This is a genomic window from Halomonas citrativorans (assembly GCF_900163645.1).
GTDB classification, from domain to species: Bacteria; Pseudomonadota; Gammaproteobacteria; order Pseudomonadales; family Halomonadaceae; genus Vreelandella; species Vreelandella citrativorans.
The window spans coordinates 150,124-168,144 of record NZ_FUKM01000028.1 but is presented as its reverse complement, the minus strand read 5'-3'; the positions used below and the strand labels follow the sequence as shown (position 1 = coordinate 168,144).

Here is an 18,021-nt window from a genome sequence, read left to right as displayed (position 1 = left end):
AAAAGAGGGCTGTCAAAGTAACCGAAAACAGCGGCCATGTCTGCCAGAAGCCTATAGCTAGTAGGCCAGTTTTTACAAGCCTGAGTGTTGGAAGCCTTGCTGTTGTGCCCAACAACGCCCTTATTCTGCGCGAAACAACAGAGCGAACGTGCTGGTCGAATCAGTTCGGTACTGGCAGCGCTGTGGGTCGTAAAGCGCTTGTTTGAATCGCTAAGCCTGCTGGGGCGCCGCCGCAAGGATGGTCTTCTTTGCCATTGATGTGCGTTGCATCCTTGTAGAGTGCTCGCTACAGTTCGGCCTTTACTGGGCTAACTGAACGTATGGAGCATGTCGCATGGCCACCTTAATGATTCAAGGCACCACGTCAGATGCAGGTAAGAGCACCGTGGTCGCCGGGCTATGCCGAGTACTTAAACGTCGAGGCTTTCGTGTGGCTCCTTTCAAGCCTCAAAACATGGCATTGAACAGTGCCGTAACCGAAGATGGCGGAGAAATCGGCCGCTCTACCGCCTTACAAGCGCAGGCCGCTGGCGTTGCGCCTCATAGTGATATGAATCCTGTGCTGCTTAAGCCGGAGTCGGATCGTGGCGCTCAGATAGTTTTGCGCGGCAAGGTGTACGGCCATATGAGGGCGTTGGATTATCACGCCTTTAAGCAGACAGCTCAGGAAAGTGTGATGGCCGCCTGGCATGCATTGCAGCGCCGTTATGATGTCATTATTGCCGAAGGGGCAGGCAGCCCTGCTGAAATTAATCTGCGCAAGGGCGATATCGCGAATATGGGGTTTGCGGAAGCGGCAGATTGCCCCGTGTTACTGGTTGGCGATATTGATCGAGGGGGCGTATTTGCCCAGTTGGTAGGCACGCTTGAGTTGCTCAGTAAAAGCGAGCAGGAGCGTACCAGGGGATTTATTGTTAATCGTTTTCGCGGTGATATTGGCCTGCTGAATCCAGGGCTTGAGTGGTTGACCCAGCGGACAGGTAAACCTGTGTTCGGCACCTTGCCGTATCTGCAGGGATTATTACTGGATGCTGAGGATAGCGTTGGCCTGGCTCACAAAAATACGCAGACAGCGGCTTTGAAAGTCATCGTGCCCGCATTGCCGCGTATCAGTAATCACACTGATTTTGACCCGTTGCGTTTGCACCCCCAGGTAGCGCTGACCTTCGTGGGCCCCGAGCAGCCGATACCCCCCGCTGATGTGATCATTCTACCGGGCAGTAAAAGCACTGCCAGCGACCTAGCTTGGCTAAAGCGCCAGGGCTGGGATAACGCCATTCAGCGTCACCTGCGCTATGGCGGTAAGGTGTTGGGTATTTGCGGTGGTTTTCAGATGTTGGGCGAGTGGGTCGATGACCCCGACGGGCTAGAAGGGCAGCCAGGGAAAGTAGCCGGATTGGGGCTTTTATCGCTCACCACACGTATGGTGCTGGGCAAACAGCTACGTAATGTTAGCGGTGTGCTAGTCGGCGAAACGGCAACGGTCACGGGTTATGAAATTCATAACGGCATTAGCGAAGGCTCCGCCCTGAACAGGCCGCTATTTGATATTAATGGTCGACCAGAAGGCTCGGTCAGTGATGATGGCCAAATCATCGGCACCTATCTGCATGGACTATTTGACCATCCTGATGCCTGCCATGGGCTGTTAAAACAACTGGGCCTTGCTGACGGCGAGCACAGCGATTACCAAGCCCACCGAGAGCGTGAACTTGATCGCTTGGCGGATATGCTGGAAGCCCATGTAGATATTGAGGCGGTATTAGCGTTGCTACCTTCCGAAAGTCGCTAGATAGCTTCTTTGCCCCAGTGCTCTAAAAGAAGATCAATAAATAGCTGCGCAGTACTGGATAAGCTGTGCGAGTTGCTGCGCACCAAACCAATCGAGCGCTGAATGCGTGGCTCGGGTAAATCGCGAGAACAGAGCGTGTCGTGATCCGGGCCGGGCATGGTCATGCGCGGCAAAATAGCCACACCCAACCCCGATTCCACCAGCCCTAATGAGGTAGAGAGATGCTGTACCTCATAAAAGCTGTTGAGGTGGATACCCTCCGCTGAAAGCGCGTTATCCAGCAACGTGCGATTGCCACTATCGCGGCTCACAGTAATGAGACGCACATCTTCTAAATCGCTCCACTCAATCTGCTTTTTGCTGGCAAGCGGGTGGTCTGAGCGCAGTGCCAGCACAAAGGGGTCTAGAAGTAGCGGGGTAAAGCGCACCTCGGAGCTTTGCGCGCTGATCATGTTAATGCCGAAATCCGCCTCACCATTAATGACTTTTTCCAGTCCCTCGTTAGCACTGACATCCAGAATTCGGATGCGAATGCCCGGCCAAGCCTCGCTAAACACGCGAATGACACTAGGCAAAAAGTAGAAGGCCGCCGTTGGCAAGCAGGCAATCGTCACCGTGCCTTTTTGGTGCGTGACGAGCTCGCGAATTCCCAAAATCGAGGACTCATACTCCTCTAACATACGTCTGGCACGGGGTAGAAAGTCAGCTCCAATTGGCGTTAGCCGGGTACGTCTCGTGGTTCTCTCAAGTAATTCAACTTCAAGGAGTTCTTCGAGTTTTTGGATGCGCCGAGTAAGCGCTGGCTGCGATAAATGCAAGCGCTGCGCCGCCTCATGAAAGGTGCCTAATTCAGCGACCAAAATGAAGGCTTGGAGGTCGAGAAATTCGAGTCTATGCAGCATAGGATTGTTGCGCTAAAGAGGGTGATTAATAACCAAAACACATTAATGCACAAAACGGATTTATAGCAACCTATATTTGCATTTGAGACATTAAACAATGGCTGACATTCTTCGTTCATACAGTCATCGCGAACTATGGCGGAGCGATATGAACAGCATTCCTTGTGTCATTATGCGGGGCGGCACCTCTAGAGGCCCCTTTATTCGCATGAAAGATCTGCCCAGTGACCAGGCCCAGCAGGCTGATATTCTGCTGAGTTTGATGGGCTCCGGCCATGCGCTACAGATCGATGGTATTGGAGGCGGCGACCCGCTCACCAGCAAAGTGGCCATTGTGGAGCGCTCGTCACACCCTGATGCCGATGTTGACTACCTGTTTGCTCAAGTAGACGTAGTGAACAAGCGCGTCGACTTTAACCCGAACTGCGGCAACATGCTCTCTGCCGTTGGGCCCTATGCCATCGAAACAGGGCTGGTGGAACCCCAAGACGGTACGACCGTGGTGAAGGTGCATAACCTGAACACCCAGCGGTTGATTGAGTGCCATGTACCCACTCCGGGTAAGCAGGTGCAGTACGAAGGTAGCGTTACCATTAGCGGCGTTCCTGGCAGTGCGGCGGGCATCCAGCTCAGCTTTTTAGACATCATGGGCAGTAAAACGGGCCAGCTGCTACCCACCGGAAACGCCTGCGATGAGATTGATGGTGTCGAGGTGAGCTGTATTGATGCGGCCACCCCGATTATGCTGCTGCGCGCTGAGTCGGTCGGGTTAACTGGCCATGAGTCGCCTGTTGAGCTGGATAATAACGCGGCCTTATTAACCCGCTTAGAGACACTGCGCCGTGAAGCGGGGCGACGAATGGGAATGGGCGATGTTAGCCAGAGCGTGCTGCCCAAGGTGGTACTTATTTCAGCGGCTGAAGCAGCATCCCACACGCTGAATGTGCGCTATTTTGTGCCCCATCGCTGCCATAAAGCGATTGCCGTTACAGGCGCGATGGCCGTGGTGGCGGCGATTAACGTGCCCGGCTCGATTGCCAATCACATGGCCATGAGCACTCATAAGCTTTCCGCTGGGCAACTGCTATCACAGATTGTTCTGGAGCATCCTTCTGGCTCTATTGAGCTAACGGCCGAATATCGCCAGCAGAATGCGTTTGACCTAGCGCGCGTATCGCTCATTCGAACGGCTCGCAAAATCATGAGCGGGCAAATTTTTTACGCGACCCCTCCAAAGAAAGTGGGGCAACACGTTATCGAAACCGTTGATTGAATAACGCTACCTTTATGACTGACCGACAGTAATCAATAACAGGAGTATCGCCATGGCCACTCTGAAAAACACGCCACTAAAGACGTTCAAGAAAGCGCTACTTGTGGTTGCTTGTTCCACGCTCGGTGCTATCAGTGTGAATGCTCAAGCTGACGATGTGAACGTGCCTGACACCATTCGCTGGACCATTCCGTTTGGTGTGGGCGGAGGAACCGACGTATGGGCACGCTTTTTCACTACTTGGATGAGCGACCATATTCAAGGCAACCCGACGCTAGTGATCGACAACGTACCCGGCGGTGGCTCTATTAACGGCAGTAACCTATTCGCTATGCGGGCGGACTCGGATGGTAGCCAGTGGATTGGCACGTCTGCCTCTACCCAATACCCTGCCATGCTGCAAGACCGCCGAGTACGCTATAGCTACGATGATTGGACGCCGATTTTAGCGACGCCCACCGGCGGCGTGGTCTATGCCCAACCTGGCCTAGGCGATAGCGCAGAGGAAGTGCTGAACGCGGTAACTAACCAGCGCGTTAAGTTTGCCGTTCAAAGCCATACCGGGCTAGAGCTGCCGGTATTGATTGCGCTTGATTTGCTGGGGGCCGATGTGCAGGCCGTTTCGGGCATGCGTAGCCGTGGAGAAGGGCGGTTAGCCTTTGAGCGTGGCGAGGCCGATATCGATTTCCAGACCACCTCTGCCTATTTCAGCAGCGTAGAACCTCTGGTAGAGAGCGGCCGAGCGGTGCCGCTGTTTTCCCTAGGCGTGCTTAATGACAGCGGCGAGATCGTTCGTGATCCTGCCTTTCCTGACTTGCCAACCTTCAATGAAGTGTATGAAACCCTGCATGGTGAAGCGCCTAGCGGTCCCGCCGCCGAGGCGTATCGTAAGTTCTTTGCCTCGGGGTTCACGCTGCAAAAGTTGATCCTACTGCCAAACGATGCTCCACAAGCGCTGATTCAGGAGTATCGCGAAGCAGCACAGCGTTTTCTGGATACAGAAGCGTTTAAAGATGCAGCAATGGCACAGCTTGGCCCCTACACGCCAGTGGTGGGTGAGGTCGTTGAGCAGCATCTACAGGAGGCCATGTCACTTGATGATGCCACGCGACAGTGGTTGGTCGAGTGGCTGCTAGAGCAGCACGGTGCCCGTATTTAACACGCCAGTTAACACAAAAAAGCACTGCTTAAGCACTGCTTAAGCAGTGCTTTTGGGCTCCCTTACATTAAACAACATAAGAGCCAATACAATGATAGATGTCTTATTCTCCAGTTTGGGGCAGCTGTTTACTGTTCCCCATATGCTGTACATGGTGATTGGTGTCCTGATTGGGCTGATTGTGGGCATCATCCCTGGACTTGGCGGCATTGCCGGTATGTCGCTTCTGCTGCCTTTCCTCTATGGTATGGAGCCTTCCGTCGCCCTGGGTATGCTGATGGGGTTAGTGGCGGTGATTCCCACTGGCGATACGTTTGCCTCTGTACTGCTTGGAATCCCAGGCTCTAGTGCTTCCCAGGCCACCGTGGTGGATGGCTTTGCATTGGCTAAGAAAGGGCAGGCGGCACGAGCGCTCTCTAGCGCGTTTCTGTCGTCAATGATCGGTGGGCTTATCGGTGCGCTGGTGCTGACGGCTTTTATCCTCATTGCCCGGCCTGTTGTGCTGTCGTTCTCTTCCTCAGAGCTATTTATGTTGACGCTGCTGGGGCTTTCCATGGTGGCGGTTCTGTCTGGTAAAGATGTTTTTAAAGGCATTGCTGCCTGCGGCGCTGGCTTACTGGTGGGCACCATTGGCATGGCTCCCGCCACTGGGGAGTTCCGGCTGCCGTTTGAAATTGACTACCTCTACGATGGATTGCCGTTAGTGGTGGTGGGGTTAGGTATTTTCGCACTGCCTGAAATCATTGATTTATTAGTGAAGCGCGGCGCAATTGCCGAGCAGCCCTGCCAATTGGGCAAAGGCTGGAAGGAGGGCGTCAAGGATGTAGCCAAACGGCCTGGGTTGGTGGCTCGCTGCGCGGGCATTGGCAGCTTGATGGGCACGATTCCTGGTCTGGCGGGTTCAGTGGTGGATTGGCTCACCTATGGCCATGCGGTGCAGAGTGCCAAGGATAAATCACAGTTCGGTAAAGGCGATATTCGTGGTGTGATTGCGCCCGAATCTGCTAACAACGCCTGTGCCTGCGGGGCAATGGTGCCCACGCTGCTGTTTGGTATTCCTGGGTCTGGCACGGCGGCGGTGTTCTTAGGTGGTTTGCTACTGCTGGGCCTTCAGCCCGGGGTTAGTATGCTGGAGACCAATCTTGATCTGACGTACACCATTATTTGGTCGTTAGCTTTAGCGAATATCTTAGGCGCTGCGCTCTGTTTAGGCTTAGCGCGTCCGGTGGCGAGTTTAACGCGAGTGCCGTTCGTGATTTTAGCGCCGCTGATTACCATCTTGATTCTCTTTGCGGCCTATCAAGCAACGCGTTCGCTGGGGGATCTCTTTGCACTCGGCATTATTGGTGCGATTGGTGTGCTGTTCAAGCAGGCGAACTGGTCTCGCCCGGCCTTCTTGATTGGCTTTGTGCTCGCGCCCGGTGCTGAAGCATACTTCTATCAAGCCGCCCAGTTTCAGGGGGCTGAGGCCTTCATGCGGCCTGGCGTACTGGTCATTGGCGCACTGATTGCGGCCTCACTGCTACTTCCGCCGCTACGTCGCTCTTTACGTAACCACCTGCAAAAGCGCCGCCAAAGCGAGGAGTCTGCTGCTCATCCGCTTCAAGAAGAGGTGGCTCCGCTATCGCTGGGCGTGATTGATGTGGCATTGCTGGGCAGCCTGTTAGCCGGTGCCGCGTATATGTGGTGGGCGTTTGCGGATCTTTCCATGCTGGGTGGCATCATGCCCCGGTTGGCGATTGCCATTATCGTGGCAGCCTGCGTGCTGGAAATTGTCAGAACGGTCATCAAACCGATGAAGTGGCAAACTCAGACATTAAGTCAGCAGTTGCCTTGGGTCGCCGGTTTCTTCGCGTTGATTGGAGGCGTGATGATGCTCGGCTTCCTGTTTGCCGCCGCCATATTTTGCCTTGGCTTCTTACTGGTGGTGGCACGTATGAAGCCCGTAGCTGCCGTGGGTTTAGCGGCTGGAGTGACGCTCTTCTTAATGGGGATGGCAAATCTGCTGACGCTTACTTATCCCACTGGAATGTTGGCAAGTTTGTAAAACAAGTTCTTTCTAGAGACGAGTACACAAAAGGCCATTCAGTTGGCTTTTTGTGCTGCAAAGTAGCTAGAGCTACGAATCTCTAACGCATTTAGCCATCAGGGTAATTTCAAGGCGACTACCGCCGCAGATAGAGGGCGATTCAGTGCATGTGCGGGCCGGGTAACAACCCGGCCCAAAGAATTCGGAATAAATAGCGTCCATCGCGCTGATACCTTTTAAATCAGCCAAATGGATGTCAACACGCACCACATCCGCTAAGCTGCCTTCTTCTTGGTTCAGCATGCGTTCAAGCTCGCGCATCACTAGGCGCGTTTCTTCCTTGATATCGCCTTTAGCATCGTGGCCGTTAGAAAGGTCGGCAACGGTTAGACCCGAGATGAAGACGTAGTGATCATCTATCACCATGTGACTTCCTGTGAAGTCTGGTTTGGGTAGTGTCGGATCAGTTGATAAACTGAGGCATTTAACCTCCAGCGGGCAGCAAAAGTGCTCAATTGCGTGACTATTCGTATCCCGATCAGTTTACATGCATTAACGTAGCTAATACGGTTAGCAACAGCTTAAAGAGAGCGTAATGAAGGTAGTTCAGATTAAAGAAGCGGGGCAGCGAGATGCCTGTTTAGCGCAACTGTGCGCTAGCGTTTATGGTCAGCAGGCAGGGTTAACCCCGCTGGTGGTGTTTGCCGGTACGCGCAAGGTGCTGTTTACCCAGGAAATAGCCCGTTTGGTGGCGGGTGTTGATGGCGCTGGTAAGCCGTTGTCGCTGGCGCTGTTGGTATTGGATGAAGCGGGCGAAGGCATGACGATTACTCACGCCTGCGAGTTTGAGCAAGGCGCCAAGCAGCGGCTCATCAGCGAATTGGCACTCAAAGCCCCACTGCGCGTTGAGGTGGATAATGCGGAGCAGGAAGCGGTTTATCAGGCGAGCGGTATCAAGCGCTGGTTTGATGGCGGTGACAGCAAGCGCATTGGTTTAAGTGGCCGCCATCCGGCCAGTCATGCAGGCGAACTGGCCGCGACCGTTGCGCTGGATGAGGCACTCATTTTACGACGCTTTAAGCACGACCCAAAAACATTTGAAAGCGCCAAGCAGGACTTTTTAAACGGCTTGAACCAGTTTCCCGCAACGCTCTGAGCATGCTTATCCTGTGAGCTGGCCGAGGCTACTTTTTGGCCAGCTCGCGCATGGCGCTTTCCAGCCCTTCCAGTGTCATGGGGTACATGCGGTCTTCAATAATGTCACGAATTAACTGCGTGGAATACGTGTACTCCCAAGCGCGAGGTGGCATGGGGTTAAGCCATGCCAAGTGGGGAAAGGTCTCGCAGACGCGTTTCAGCCATGCGCCGCCGGGCTCTTCATTAAAATGCTCGACGCTGCCACCTCGGTGAGTAATCTCATAAGGTGACATGGCCGCATCGCCCACGATGACTACCTGATAATCCGCGCCGTAAGTGTGGAGAACGTCCATGGTGGGGATGCGCTCGCTGCCGCGTCTTGAATTATGTCGCCAGACCCCTTCGTATAAACAGTTATGAAAGTAGTAGTGTTCAAGGTGCTTGAATTCAGATCGGGCAGCCGAAAACAGCTCCTCACAAACGCGAATGTGATCATCCATGGAGCCGCCTACATCCAGAAACAGCAGCACCTTAACAGCGTTGTGGCGCTCAGGGCGCATCTGAACGTTTAGTAAGCCCCCATCGCGCGCTGTTTCACGAATGGTACTGTCGACATCGAACTCTTCCAAAGCACCTTGGCGTGCGAACTTGCGTAGTCGGCGCAGCGCCATTTTGATATTGCGGGTACCCAGCTCTAGCGAATCGTCATAGTCGCGAAAGCGCCGTTCATCCCAGACCTTTGTTGCGCGGCGATGGCGTGAGCCTTCCTGGCCGATACGAATGCCTTCAGGGTTATAGCCATAGGCGCCAAATGGGCTGGTGCCGCCCGTGCCAATCCACTTGTTACCGCCTGCATGGCGCTCTTTTTGCTCTTCCAGGCGTTTTTTAAAGGTGTCGATCAGTGCTTCCAGGCCGCCGAGCGATTCAATGTTGGCTTTCTCTTCATCAGATAGCTGCTTTTCGAATTCCCGGCGCAGCCAGTCATCGGGAATCAGCGCCTCAATGGCGGCGTCCATGTCTTCAAGGCCTTTAAACCAGGCAGCAAACGCACGATCAAAACGGTCAAAGTGGCGTTCGTCTTTTACCATTACTGTGCGAGCGACTTGGTAAAATGCTGCCATATCGGCAAATACGACGCCACGTTCAACCACCGCGTGCAGGTCCAATAACTCACGCAGCGAAACAGGCACGCCCGCACGCTTTAAGGTTTCGAACAGACCAATAAACATGGCTTAACGACCTGTACCTTTATGACGGCGTAACATAAACGCCAGGCGTTCAAGCAGTTGAGTATCCTGCTCGTTTTTAACCAGTGCGCCGGCCATGGGCGGCAGTGCCTTGGCTGGGTCGCGGTTGTAGAGCGCTTCCTGGGCAATTTCATCCGCCATTAACAGCTTAAGCCAATCAACCAGTTCCGAGGTTGAAGGCTTCTTCTTAAGGCCGGGCGCATCACGCAGTTCGAAAAATACGTTCAGCGCTTCGCCGACCAGCCGCGGTGCAATATCCGGAAAGTGCACATCCACTATTGCCTGCAGAGTGGCTCGGTCGGGAAATTCAATGTAATGAAAAAAGCAGCGGCGCAGAAATGCATCGGGTAGCTCTTTTTCATTATTGGACGTGATGATAATAATGGGGCGTTGATCGGCTCGGATCGTTTCACCGGTCTCGTAAACGTGGAACTCCATGCGATCCAGTTCCTGGAGCAAGTCGTTCGGAAACTCGATATCGGCCTTATCTATCTCGTCGATCAAAAGCACGACACGTTCATTGGCCGTAAAGGCTTCCCACAGTTTGCCGGGCTTTATGTAGTTGGCTACGTTCTCCACGCCTTCGACACCTAGCTGAGAATCGCGCAGCCGGCTAACCGCATCGTACTCATAAAGCCCTTGGGCGGCCTTGGTGCTGGATTTAATATGCCAGGTAATCAGCTGAGTGCTCAATGACTCGGCCAGCTCTTCCGCGAGCAGGGTTTTACCGGTGCCAGGCTCGCCCTTAATAAGCAACGGCCGTTCAAGAACAATCGCCGCGTTAACCGCTTGCTTTAGTGCATCAGTGGCAATGTAGGAAGAAGTAGAGTCAAACGCCATGAAGAGTGCCTCGACGGGTCGAAAACGTATTCAAACAAGTGTACGTGAGGGTAGGTGTCGGGGCCAACAGCCAATTCCGATAGCGTTAAATAGAAGCACCAAGACCCAATGGATACGCACGGTACCTTTATGGGGCAAAACTACCTAAGCACGAACAGGGTTGGTGCACTTTCTTCGCATGAGATATTGAGGTAGGCGAGTTGAGTACGGGTGCTTTGTATATGTATTTGTATTTTAATAGTTTTTAGGATGATGGCACGCAGTTCGCTATATCGTAAGTACGAAGCAAATGAACAGCATCACTAGCCACATTGGATGCTCTTCCTTCTTTGCTATATCGCCACGGTAATGACCGTTTTGCGATACACCGTGTGAGCTGGCGTGCTCCACTTGGGTCCCCTTCGGGGGGCTTTTTTTATGTTTGAAGAAAAAGAGCTAACATTTTCAACATATAACAAGAATGTCACAAGAAGTTTGGAAACACTGTTCGATTGGTATATATTGTATAGGTAAGCCGGTTGGTCGACACCAATCCCAAGCTAAAATGCATAGAGGATGAACCTAATGAGCAATATGAAATTAATTTCAGCCGCTGTGGTAACTGCTGGCTTAGCATTGGCAAGCCAGGCTGCCTTAGCGTACAACGCTGGCGATGCATTTGTTCGTGGTGGCGTCGCTCAAACCGATACAGGATCGGGCAACGGTAATATCAACGGAGAGTCACTGAACGTTCAAAGCGAGACAGGCTTCACGTTCGGCGCTGGTTATCTATTTACTGATAAAGTGGGTGTTGAGCTTAATAGTTCTGAAAAGTTTGAACATCGGCTCAATGCGGCATCACAAGACCTGGGAAGCATTGATCGCTTACCCGTAAATCTATTGGTAAATTACTACCCCATGGGTGGGCTGGATTCACGTGTTCAGCCGTACGTTGGCGCAGGTCTTAACTACACACGCTTCTCTGGTGGTCCTGACAATATTGACGTACGCAGAAGCTATGGCGCTATCGGCCAAGCCGGTGTGGATTTAGCAGTAACCCAGAATGTGCTACTGAATGGCTACGTAAGCTATGCGGATGTTGATGGCGAGATCAAACGTGATGGCGAACATATCGGTAAAGTTGATATGGATCCGGTCACCATCGGCGGTGGCGTTACGTTCCGTTTCTAAGGCATAAGCCAGCTTCAAAATATCATCTAACACCCGGCCTTGCGCCGGGTGTTTTTGTTACGGCTTAACAACAGGTTCTGCTACGGGCCTTATGGGGTCAAATTATCATAACCGCTTTCAGTGACCACCACGTTATCCTCGATACGAATACCGCCGCAGGACATTAACTGATCCACCAGCGTCCAGTTAACTGGAAGCGATGTGTCGCGCAACGGGTTTAGGAGCATCGGAATAAAGTAGAGTCCTGGCTCAACGGTTACCACCATGCCGGGTTTCAAAATGCGCGTTAAGCGCAGGGCGGGATGTTCGCTGGGGGCAGGGGCCGCTGAGCCATCAGGGTGGCGTAAACCGGCTACGTCATGCACTTGAAGCCCCAGGGAGTGACCTAAACCGTGTGGGCAGAAGGCGCGAGTGACCCCTTCGCTTACCGCTTGCTCGACGGTGCCTTTAAATACGTCATGGGCAACGAGGACGCTTCCCAGGGCTTGGTGCATTTGCTGATGTAACTCAACAAAAGAGGTGTCAGGTTCGATGCGACTAATAATGTCATCTTTTAGATGATGTAGCGCCGTTACCAGTTCTTCAAAAATCGCGGGGGCATCAGGCCCTGCGTGGGTGCGGGTGATATCTGCGCAGTAACCTCTAAAGCGTCGCCCAGCATCTACTAACAAACTGTAGCGCTGGCTGGGTGGTGTTATATCGTAATGTTGGTAGTGCAGGACGCCTGCATGTCCATTCAAACCAATAATATTCTGGTAGGGAACGTTAGATTCGCGTTGTCGGCTAGCCGCTAGGTAGGCCAGTTGAATATCGAGCTCGCCTGAAGCGCCAATAAAGGCGGCTTGGGCGGCCTCGTGACCTGCCATTGCTAGGTGGTTAGCTTCTCGTAGACAGGCAACTTCGTAAGGTGTTTTGAACATGCGAAGTTCATCAAGCGCTCGCACAACCTCATTAGAGGCTGTTTCAGCGTTCAGCGCTTGCTGAATATCGGGCGTCGTGCTTGCTATATCGCCGATGACGACGCTGCGGCCCTCCACGGGAGGCGCGAGGGCTTGGGTACACTGATGTACATCAATGACGGATAGCCAAGGCTCATCGGGTAGCTGAGTAGGCTGATGCCAAAAATCAGCGGGTGCATGCAGATAAAACTGCGGTTTTTTGCCGGGTTGGATGACTAGCCAGCTGTGCTGAATATCCGCAAGGCCTACCCAGTGCATAAAATGGCCATAGGTTTGGAAAGAGGCGGCATGATCGTCAGCAAAATGATGGCTGGCGTGGCCGCTATAAATCACCAGACTGTCAAAGCCGTACTTTGCTAACACCTGCTCATAGGCATGTTGTAAATGAACGATATGATCAAGCTGCAGGTTAAAAAGCGTTGTTGACATGAAAGTCTATCCTGTTAACTACGTGACGGGGCGAGTTCGCTCCAGAGTTTGTCTAGTTCTGCATGGTGCTGATGCTGATGGCGGTATAAGCGCAGCTCCATGGGCACATCCCAGCGGCTATCGCCTGCTCTGACGAGGGTGCCTTGGGCGAGCTCATGTGAAACGCTGCGCTCCGGCAGCCAACTCATGCCATATCCCAGCAATACCAGCTCTTTTATGCTTGCCGCGTACAGATTTTCACTTTGTGCCACCAGGTGGGTGCTTTGAGGTAATCTGGCCAGGTGTGCCTTTATCGCAGAGCCCAGCAGGCCTCGCTTGGGGTAGGCAAGCCAAGGCGAGGGCTGCTGGCGTGTGCCTGGTACAATGGTACAAGGCTCGCCTTGAGGAGTAAGCCCCGTCACGGGAATTAGCCGTTCATGGCCGATCACCCGGTAGGTACAAGCGCTTGTATCGATATCCAGGTCGCAACGCCCGACAGGCCAGTAACAGATAGCCAAATCGCACTCTGCGCGCATTAATGCTTGAAAATAGTCGTGAGCAATCCATCCGGTAGCGCGCAGGTAGGGCTGTACACGGTCTTGCCAGCCGGCAGACGCTAGCCATTCAGGCAGGAAATTCCCCAGCAGGCTTTGCGGGGCGGCCACCATAATGCGCCGCTGTTGACCGGCATTAATCTCGCGCAATCGATCACGCGTTAAACGAACGCGCTCCGTTACCTGTTCGCATAAGGTGAGGAACTCCTCACCGGCGGGGGTTAACGAAAGCGGTAGCGTTTGGCGATTAATGAGTGTAATACCCATCTCTTCTTCAAGCAGTTTAATCCGTCTAGAAAAGGTCGGCTGGGTTACATTTTGATCATCGGCGGCACGTGAAAAGTGCCGAGTCCTGGCCAGGGCAATAAAGTCTTCTAGCCAGCGAATTTCCATGCTTTACCTCGCAGTGAGATGGCGTGACTGGCCAGTAAATGCCTACGTTTCATAGGCGGCCTTCCTCAACAGCGTGGCAGGCAACACGCGTGCCGTCATCCTGCATTTTTAGTGGCGGGATTTCTTGAATGCAGCGCGCATTGGCATACGGGCAGCGACCATGAAAAACACAGCCGCTAGGTAAGTTAACTGGCGTTGGCACCTCACCTTTAAGGCGAATATGCTGCGGCCGATCATCTTCAAGGCGCGGAATAGATGAAAGGAGTGCTTGAGTGTATGGGTGGCGAGGCTTGGCGAACAGGGTAGAGGTCGTGGCTATTTCGCACACGGTACCCAGATACATCACGGCAACCCGTGTACCAAAATGCTCCACGACCGCCAGGTCGTGGGTAATAAACAGGTAGGTCAAGTTGCGCGCGTGCTGGGCTTCCATCAACAGGTTCAGCACCTGCGCCTGAATAGAGACATCCAGCGCTGAAATGGGCTCATCGGCAACAATAAATTCAGGATCTACTGCCAGCGCTCGCGCAATGGCAATACGTTGACGCTGGCCGCCGGAAAATTCATGACCGAAACGCTTACCCCAGTCTGGGTCAATGCCCACCGAGCCCATTACTTCTTCGACCTTATCGGCGATCTGCTGGCGGTTCCATGTAGGGTGATGCAAGCGCAGTGGCTCTTCCAGCGTTTGCTGAATGGTCATCCGCGGATTAAGTGACGCGTAAGGGTTCTGGAAGATCATCTGCATGCGTTTGCGATACGGCAGCAATTGGCGCGAGCTTAAATGGTCAATGCGCTGACCATCATAGTGAATCTCGCCTTCAGACGGGGTGATTAGCCCCATGACCGTACGGGCGACGGTAGATTTTCCGCAGCCGGATTCGCCGACGACGCAGAGTGCTTCGCCACGCATTATCTCCAGGTTTACGCCATTAATAGCGTGTACGTGCTCCTGGTGACGAACGAGCTTGCCGCCTTTAAATCGCAGCTGGTCAAGAAAGTCGCCTGACAGCGAAAACCGCTTTTTGAGATCGCAGATTTGCAGAAGTGTCTGGGCTTCTTCGACGTTTTCAGCGGGGATGTGATGCTCTGCCATCGCACTTGCCTGCGTATTCATTGGCTTTCCTCCTTTAAACGACGATCTTCCAGCAGTTCAGCCACCATATGGCAAGCTACCTGGCAGTTGCCCGCTTGTACAAAACCGGGTACTTGCTCAATACAAGCGGGGCGGGTTTGCCCATCGGCGCGCTTAATAAAGTCGCAGCGCGGATGAAAGGCGCAGCCGCTTGGTAGATTGGAAAGCGAAGGCATGCTGCCACGGATCTGATTCAGTCTTTCACCGGGCGTTGCCATCTGGGGCAGGGCATTAATCAGCCCTTGGGTGTAGGGGTGCTGTGGGTCATTAATGATCTCGCGCGTAGGACCTTGCTCAATCACGCGACCGGCATACATGACCAGCATGCGTTGAGTGACCTGACTCACAACGCCAAGGTCGTGAGTAATCAAAATAAGCCCGACATTGTGCTGTTCGCAGAGATCCAGCAATAGCGCCATGATTTCTGCCTGAATGGTGACATCCAGTGCTGTCGTAGGCTCATCGGCGATAATGATGTCCGGGTCAAGCAGCAATGCAATAGCGATAATAATGCGCTGTCGCATGCCGCCCGAAAGCTCATGAGGGTATTGGTCAAGACGCTTTTCCGGTGAGGGAATTTGCACCTGGCGTAATTTATCCAGTGCAATGGCGCGAGCTTCTTTAGAGGAAATCCGTCGGTGAGCTTTTAGACACTCCACCATTTGAGCGCCAATCGATAACACTGGGTTCAGCGTCATCATTGGGTCCTGGAAGATCATCGAAATTCGGTTGCCACGTATTTTACGCAGCCCGCGCTCTGACATGGTATTGAGCGTTTGTCCTTCAAACGCAATACTGCCACCGGCAATAAACCCTGGCCTGGCAATCAGATTAAGCAGCGAAAACGCCGCAACCGATTTGCCAGCACCAGACTCGCCTACAATGCCTAAACGTTCACCGCGCTCCAGCGTAAAGCTAACGTCACGCAGTGCACGTACTTCGCCCTGGCGCAGGCCAAAACGTACATCCAGTTGAGAAACTTCAAGTAATGCCATGGTGTCCTCAGCCTTTATAGAGTCGTGGGTTCATGACATCGCGCAGCCAGTCGCCCAATAGATTGATAGACAGCACCAGCACTACCAGTACCGCACCGGGAATTAGCGTGATCCACCAGGAGCCTGACTGAATGTAGTCAAAGCCTGCCTTGATTAACGAACCAAGCGATGGGTGGGTCTCGGGCATCCCCAGGCCCAAAAACGACAGCGCCGCTTCAGAAATAATGGCGTTGGCAATTTGCACGGTAGAAATAACGAAAATAGGCGATAACGTATTGGGCAACACATGGCGGAACATAATCCGTTTGCTGCGCAATCCCATCACCCGAGCAGCGTCTACATACTCCTTGTTTTTTTCGGCAAGTACGGAAGCGCGCACGGTGCGGGCGTATTGTGGCCACTCGGCCAAGCCAATAATCAGTACCAGCATCAGTACTGCATATTGACTATAAAAAGAGCTACCCATGGTGGCCTTCACGACAGCGCCGACCACGATAGCCACCATCAAGGTGGAGAACGACAGCTGAATATCCGCCAAGCGCATAAAAAAGGCATCCACACGGCCGCCCAAATAGCCCGCCATCAGGCCAAATGTCACGCCCAAAAGTGCCTGCAAGATAACCGCACCAAAGCCGATCAAAAGCGATACCCGCGTACCGTACAAAATAATCGACCAAAGGTCTCGGCCCTGGGCATCGGTGCCCAGTGAGTAGCGTTCGTCCGCTCCGTCGACCCAGAACGGTGGCAATTCGGAGGCCATAATATCGATCTGACGCAAATCGTACGGATCGGTAGGCGCAATAAGAGGCGCGGCAAAAGCAGCCACCACCAGGCAGATAAACACGGCCAAGCAAAGCTGTGCCGTGCGGTCACTCTTGAAGCTGTACCATAAATAGGAGTCGCGAAAGCGTTGAAAATGGCTGGGCGATTTGCTCTTGGGCACGCTCTTTGTTGTCATCGTCATGCGGGTTTACCCGTCAGTTTTACGGTGGGGTTCACAAAGCCGTAAATCAAATCCACGATGGTGTTGGTCACCACGAAAATGACACCGACAATCATTAGATAGGCCACGATTAGCGGGATATCAGCCCGATTGATCGCGTCCAAAAACATAAGGCCCATGCCCGGCCACTGGAACACGGTTTCGGTCAGAATGGTGTATGCCACCATCGTACCAATTTGAACACCTCCTACGGTGATCACCGGTAGCATGGTGTTTTTAAGCGCATGGACAAAATAGACGCGGCGCATTGAAATACCCTTGGCTCGGGCATACTTAACGTATTCAGACTGCAGTACTTCCATCATTTCAGCGCGGATCAAGCGAATAAACAGCGGCAGCATGATAGAGGCGAGTGAAATGGCAGGTAGCACCAGGTGTTGCAGGCCGCTCCAGGAGGCCAGGTTGGTATCCCAATAGCCAAACACGTGCACCAGGTCATAACCGCGCCCAAACGAGGGCATATTGCCTTGGGTAGATAATGCACTGTTTAACCAGGCCCCCCACGCGGTTCCCTCGGGAAAAATAGAGACGGTAATGCCGATAGAAAAAATTTGAATTAATACAATCGCGGTTAAGAATACCGGGATCGAAATGCCGATAATCGACGCCCCCATAAAAAAACGGGAGATAATCGAGCGCGGTTTGATAGCGCTGTATACCCCGATAGGTGCCGAAAACACCACGATAATTAAGGTGGCTGCAAAGACGAGCTCAAGCGTTGCTGGCAGGTGGCGTGCAATAACGCTGAGCGCCGGTTCGCGGTAGAAGTAGGAGTTACCAAAGTCGCCTTGCACGGCGTTTTTGGCAAAGCGTACATACTGCACCATGAATGAATCATTAAGGCCCAAGCGCTCGCGTAGGGCTTCTCGTTCACTTTCGGGGACCGATTGTCCGACCATCTGCTGTACCGGATCACCCAGGTTATCCTGGATGGCGAAGGCCAGCACGCTGATGATGAACATCACCAATACCGCGTGCATCAGCCGCTTGATTAAAAAGGCAATCATGGCGTACGCCACCTATGT

General features: G+C 53.2%; 16 protein-coding genes. 6 read left to right on the top strand and 10 right to left on the bottom strand.

From position 1 onward, the window contains the following. Nucleotides 1-334: 334 nt before the first annotated feature. A complete protein-coding gene (locus tag CZ787_RS07060) occupies nucleotides 335-1,792 on the top strand; it encodes a cobyric acid synthase (RefSeq protein ID WP_087107593.1) in 1,458 nt (485 codons plus the stop codon). Here CZ787_RS07060 and CZ787_RS07055 read toward each other — a convergent pair. Beyond that, complete coding sequence (locus tag CZ787_RS07055) at nucleotides 1,789-2,694, bottom strand: LysR family transcriptional regulator (RefSeq protein WP_176372182.1); 906 nt, start codon at nucleotides 2,692-2,694, stop codon at nucleotides 1,789-1,791. The two genes, CZ787_RS07060 and CZ787_RS07055, sit on opposite strands and share 4 nt — an antisense overlap. A 148-nt stretch (nucleotides 2,695-2,842) precedes the next feature. On the opposite strand from CZ787_RS07055, the gene CZ787_RS07050 reads away from it, so the two are divergent. The 3 genes from CZ787_RS07050 (at nucleotide 2,843) to CZ787_RS07040 (ending at nucleotide 7,173) form a co-directional block, all read left to right on the top strand. Next, entirely contained in the window at nucleotides 2,843-3,967 is a 1,125-nt protein-coding gene (locus tag CZ787_RS07050; RefSeq protein ID WP_087107591.1) for a 4-oxalomesaconate tautomerase, read from the top strand. Between the two features lie 52 nt (nucleotides 3,968-4,019). Continuing rightward, on the top strand, nucleotides 4,020-5,126 hold the full coding sequence (locus tag CZ787_RS07045; protein WP_087107589.1) for a tricarboxylate transporter: 1,107 nt from the start codon (nucleotides 4,020-4,022) through the stop codon (nucleotides 5,124-5,126). 91 nt (nucleotides 5,127-5,217) lie between these two features. Next, nucleotides 5,218-7,173, top strand: coding sequence for a tripartite tricarboxylate transporter permease (locus tag CZ787_RS07040; RefSeq protein ID WP_087107587.1), 1,956 nt, complete (start codon nucleotides 5,218-5,220; stop codon nucleotides 7,171-7,173). Nucleotides 7,174-7,245: 72 nt separating this feature from the next. On the opposite strand, the gene CZ787_RS07035 is transcribed toward CZ787_RS07040, so the two are convergent. Next, entirely contained in the window at nucleotides 7,246-7,581 is a 336-nt protein-coding gene (locus CZ787_RS07035; protein ID WP_087107585.1) for a RidA family protein, read from the bottom strand. 169 nt (nucleotides 7,582-7,750) lie between these two features. Between CZ787_RS07035 and CZ787_RS07030 the strand changes: the two genes are divergently transcribed. Beyond that, nucleotides 7,751-8,311, top strand: a complete 561-nt coding sequence (locus CZ787_RS07030; protein WP_087107583.1) for a hypothetical protein — start codon at nucleotides 7,751-7,753, stop codon at nucleotides 8,309-8,311. A 28-nt stretch (nucleotides 8,312-8,339) separates the two neighbouring features. Here CZ787_RS07030 and CZ787_RS07025 read toward each other — a convergent pair whose 3' ends face one another. Both CZ787_RS07025 and CZ787_RS07020 read right to left on the bottom strand, forming a co-directional pair. Then, the gene (locus CZ787_RS07025) at nucleotides 8,340-9,521 is read right to left on the bottom strand and encodes a vWA domain-containing protein (RefSeq protein ID WP_087107581.1); all 1,182 of its coding nucleotides are present in this window, start codon (nucleotides 9,519-9,521) and stop codon (nucleotides 8,340-8,342) included. 3 nt (nucleotides 9,522-9,524) lie between these two features. After that, nucleotides 9,525-10,379, bottom strand: a complete 855-nt coding sequence (locus tag CZ787_RS07020; protein WP_087107579.1) for an AAA family ATPase — start codon at nucleotides 10,377-10,379, stop codon at nucleotides 9,525-9,527. 564 nt (nucleotides 10,380-10,943) lie between these two features. On the opposite strand from CZ787_RS07020, the gene CZ787_RS07015 reads away from it, so the two are divergent. Beyond that, on the top strand, nucleotides 10,944-11,549 hold the full coding sequence (locus CZ787_RS07015; RefSeq protein ID WP_176372181.1) for an OmpW/AlkL family protein: 606 nt from the start codon (nucleotides 10,944-10,946) through the stop codon (nucleotides 11,547-11,549). A gap of 89 nt (nucleotides 11,550-11,638) precedes the next feature. On the opposite strand, the gene pepQ is transcribed toward CZ787_RS07015, so the two are convergent. The 6 genes from pepQ to CZ787_RS06985 are packed head-to-tail and all read right to left on the bottom strand — an operon-like array spanning nucleotide 11,639 to nucleotide 18,003. Next, complete coding sequence (pepQ, locus tag CZ787_RS07010) at nucleotides 11,639-12,937, bottom strand: Xaa-Pro dipeptidase (protein ID WP_087107575.1); 1,299 nt, start codon at nucleotides 12,935-12,937, stop codon at nucleotides 11,639-11,641. Nucleotides 12,938-12,951: 14 nt separating this feature from the next. Next, the gene (locus CZ787_RS07005; RefSeq protein WP_087107572.1) at nucleotides 12,952-13,863 is read right to left on the bottom strand and encodes a LysR family transcriptional regulator; all 912 of its coding nucleotides are present in this window, start codon (nucleotides 13,861-13,863) and stop codon (nucleotides 12,952-12,954) included. Nucleotides 13,864-13,912: 49 nt separating this feature from the next. Further along, the gene (locus CZ787_RS07000) at nucleotides 13,913-14,959 is read right to left on the bottom strand and encodes an oligopeptide/dipeptide ABC transporter ATP-binding protein (protein WP_087107664.1); all 1,047 of its coding nucleotides are present in this window, start codon (nucleotides 14,957-14,959) and stop codon (nucleotides 13,913-13,915) included. Nucleotides 14,960-14,976: 17 nt separating this feature from the next. Then, nucleotides 14,977-15,993, bottom strand: coding sequence for an ABC transporter ATP-binding protein (locus CZ787_RS06995; RefSeq protein ID WP_087107570.1), 1,017 nt, complete (start codon nucleotides 15,991-15,993; stop codon nucleotides 14,977-14,979). Between the two features lie 7 nt (nucleotides 15,994-16,000). Further along, the gene (locus CZ787_RS06990) at nucleotides 16,001-16,957 is read right to left on the bottom strand and encodes an ABC transporter permease (protein ID WP_176372180.1); all 957 of its coding nucleotides are present in this window, start codon (nucleotides 16,955-16,957) and stop codon (nucleotides 16,001-16,003) included. After that, complete coding sequence (locus CZ787_RS06985; RefSeq protein ID WP_087107568.1) at nucleotides 16,954-18,003, bottom strand: ABC transporter permease; 1,050 nt, start codon at nucleotides 18,001-18,003, stop codon at nucleotides 16,954-16,956. Before CZ787_RS06985 ends, CZ787_RS06990 begins: the two co-directional genes overlap by 4 nt. Nucleotides 18,004-18,021: the final 18 nt, after the last annotated feature.

What these genes read in the sequence shown, in the direction of transcription:
- CZ787_RS07030 (WP_087107583.1), top strand. Translation starts at nt 7,751, where the DNA reads ATGAAGGTAGTTCAGATTAAAGAAGCGGGGCAGCGAGATGCCTGTTTA.
- CZ787_RS07020 (WP_087107579.1), bottom strand. Translation starts at nt 10,379, where the DNA reads ATGGCGTTTGACTCTACTTCTTCCTACATTGCCACTGATGCACTAAAG.
- CZ787_RS07035 (WP_087107585.1), bottom strand. Translation starts at nt 7,581, where the DNA reads ATGGTGATAGATGATCACTACGTCTTCATCTCGGGTCTAACCGTTGCC.
- CZ787_RS07025 (WP_087107581.1), bottom strand. Translation starts at nt 9,521, where the DNA reads ATGTTTATTGGTCTGTTCGAAACCTTAAAGCGTGCGGGCGTGCCTGTT.
- CZ787_RS06985 (WP_087107568.1), bottom strand. Translation starts at nt 18,003, where the DNA reads ATGATTGCCTTTTTAATCAAGCGGCTGATGCACGCGGTATTGGTGATG.
- CZ787_RS07045 (WP_087107589.1), top strand. Translation starts at nt 4,020, where the DNA reads ATGGCCACTCTGAAAAACACGCCACTAAAGACGTTCAAGAAAGCGCTA.
- CZ787_RS07060 (WP_087107593.1), top strand. Translation starts at nt 335, where the DNA reads ATGGCCACCTTAATGATTCAAGGCACCACGTCAGATGCAGGTAAGAGC.
- CZ787_RS07040 (WP_087107587.1), top strand. Translation starts at nt 5,218, where the DNA reads ATGATAGATGTCTTATTCTCCAGTTTGGGGCAGCTGTTTACTGTTCCC.
- pepQ (WP_087107575.1), bottom strand. Translation starts at nt 12,937, where the DNA reads ATGTCAACAACGCTTTTTAACCTGCAGCTTGATCATATCGTTCATTTA.
- CZ787_RS07000 (WP_087107664.1), bottom strand. Translation starts at nt 14,959, where the DNA reads ATGGCAGAGCATCACATCCCCGCTGAAAACGTCGAAGAAGCCCAGACA.
- CZ787_RS07005 (WP_087107572.1), bottom strand. Translation starts at nt 13,863, where the DNA reads ATGGAAATTCGCTGGCTAGAAGACTTTATTGCCCTGGCCAGGACTCGG.
- CZ787_RS07015 (WP_176372181.1), top strand. Translation starts at nt 10,944, where the DNA reads ATGAGCAATATGAAATTAATTTCAGCCGCTGTGGTAACTGCTGGCTTA.
- CZ787_RS07055 (WP_176372182.1), bottom strand. Translation starts at nt 2,694, where the DNA reads ATGCTGCATAGACTCGAATTTCTCGACCTCCAAGCCTTCATTTTGGTC.
- CZ787_RS06995 (WP_087107570.1), bottom strand. Translation starts at nt 15,993, where the DNA reads ATGGCATTACTTGAAGTTTCTCAACTGGATGTACGTTTTGGCCTGCGC.
- CZ787_RS07050 (WP_087107591.1), top strand. Translation starts at nt 2,843, where the DNA reads ATGAACAGCATTCCTTGTGTCATTATGCGGGGCGGCACCTCTAGAGGC.
- CZ787_RS06990 (WP_176372180.1), bottom strand. Translation starts at nt 16,957, where the DNA reads ATGACGATGACAACAAAGAGCGTGCCCAAGAGCAAATCGCCCAGCCAT.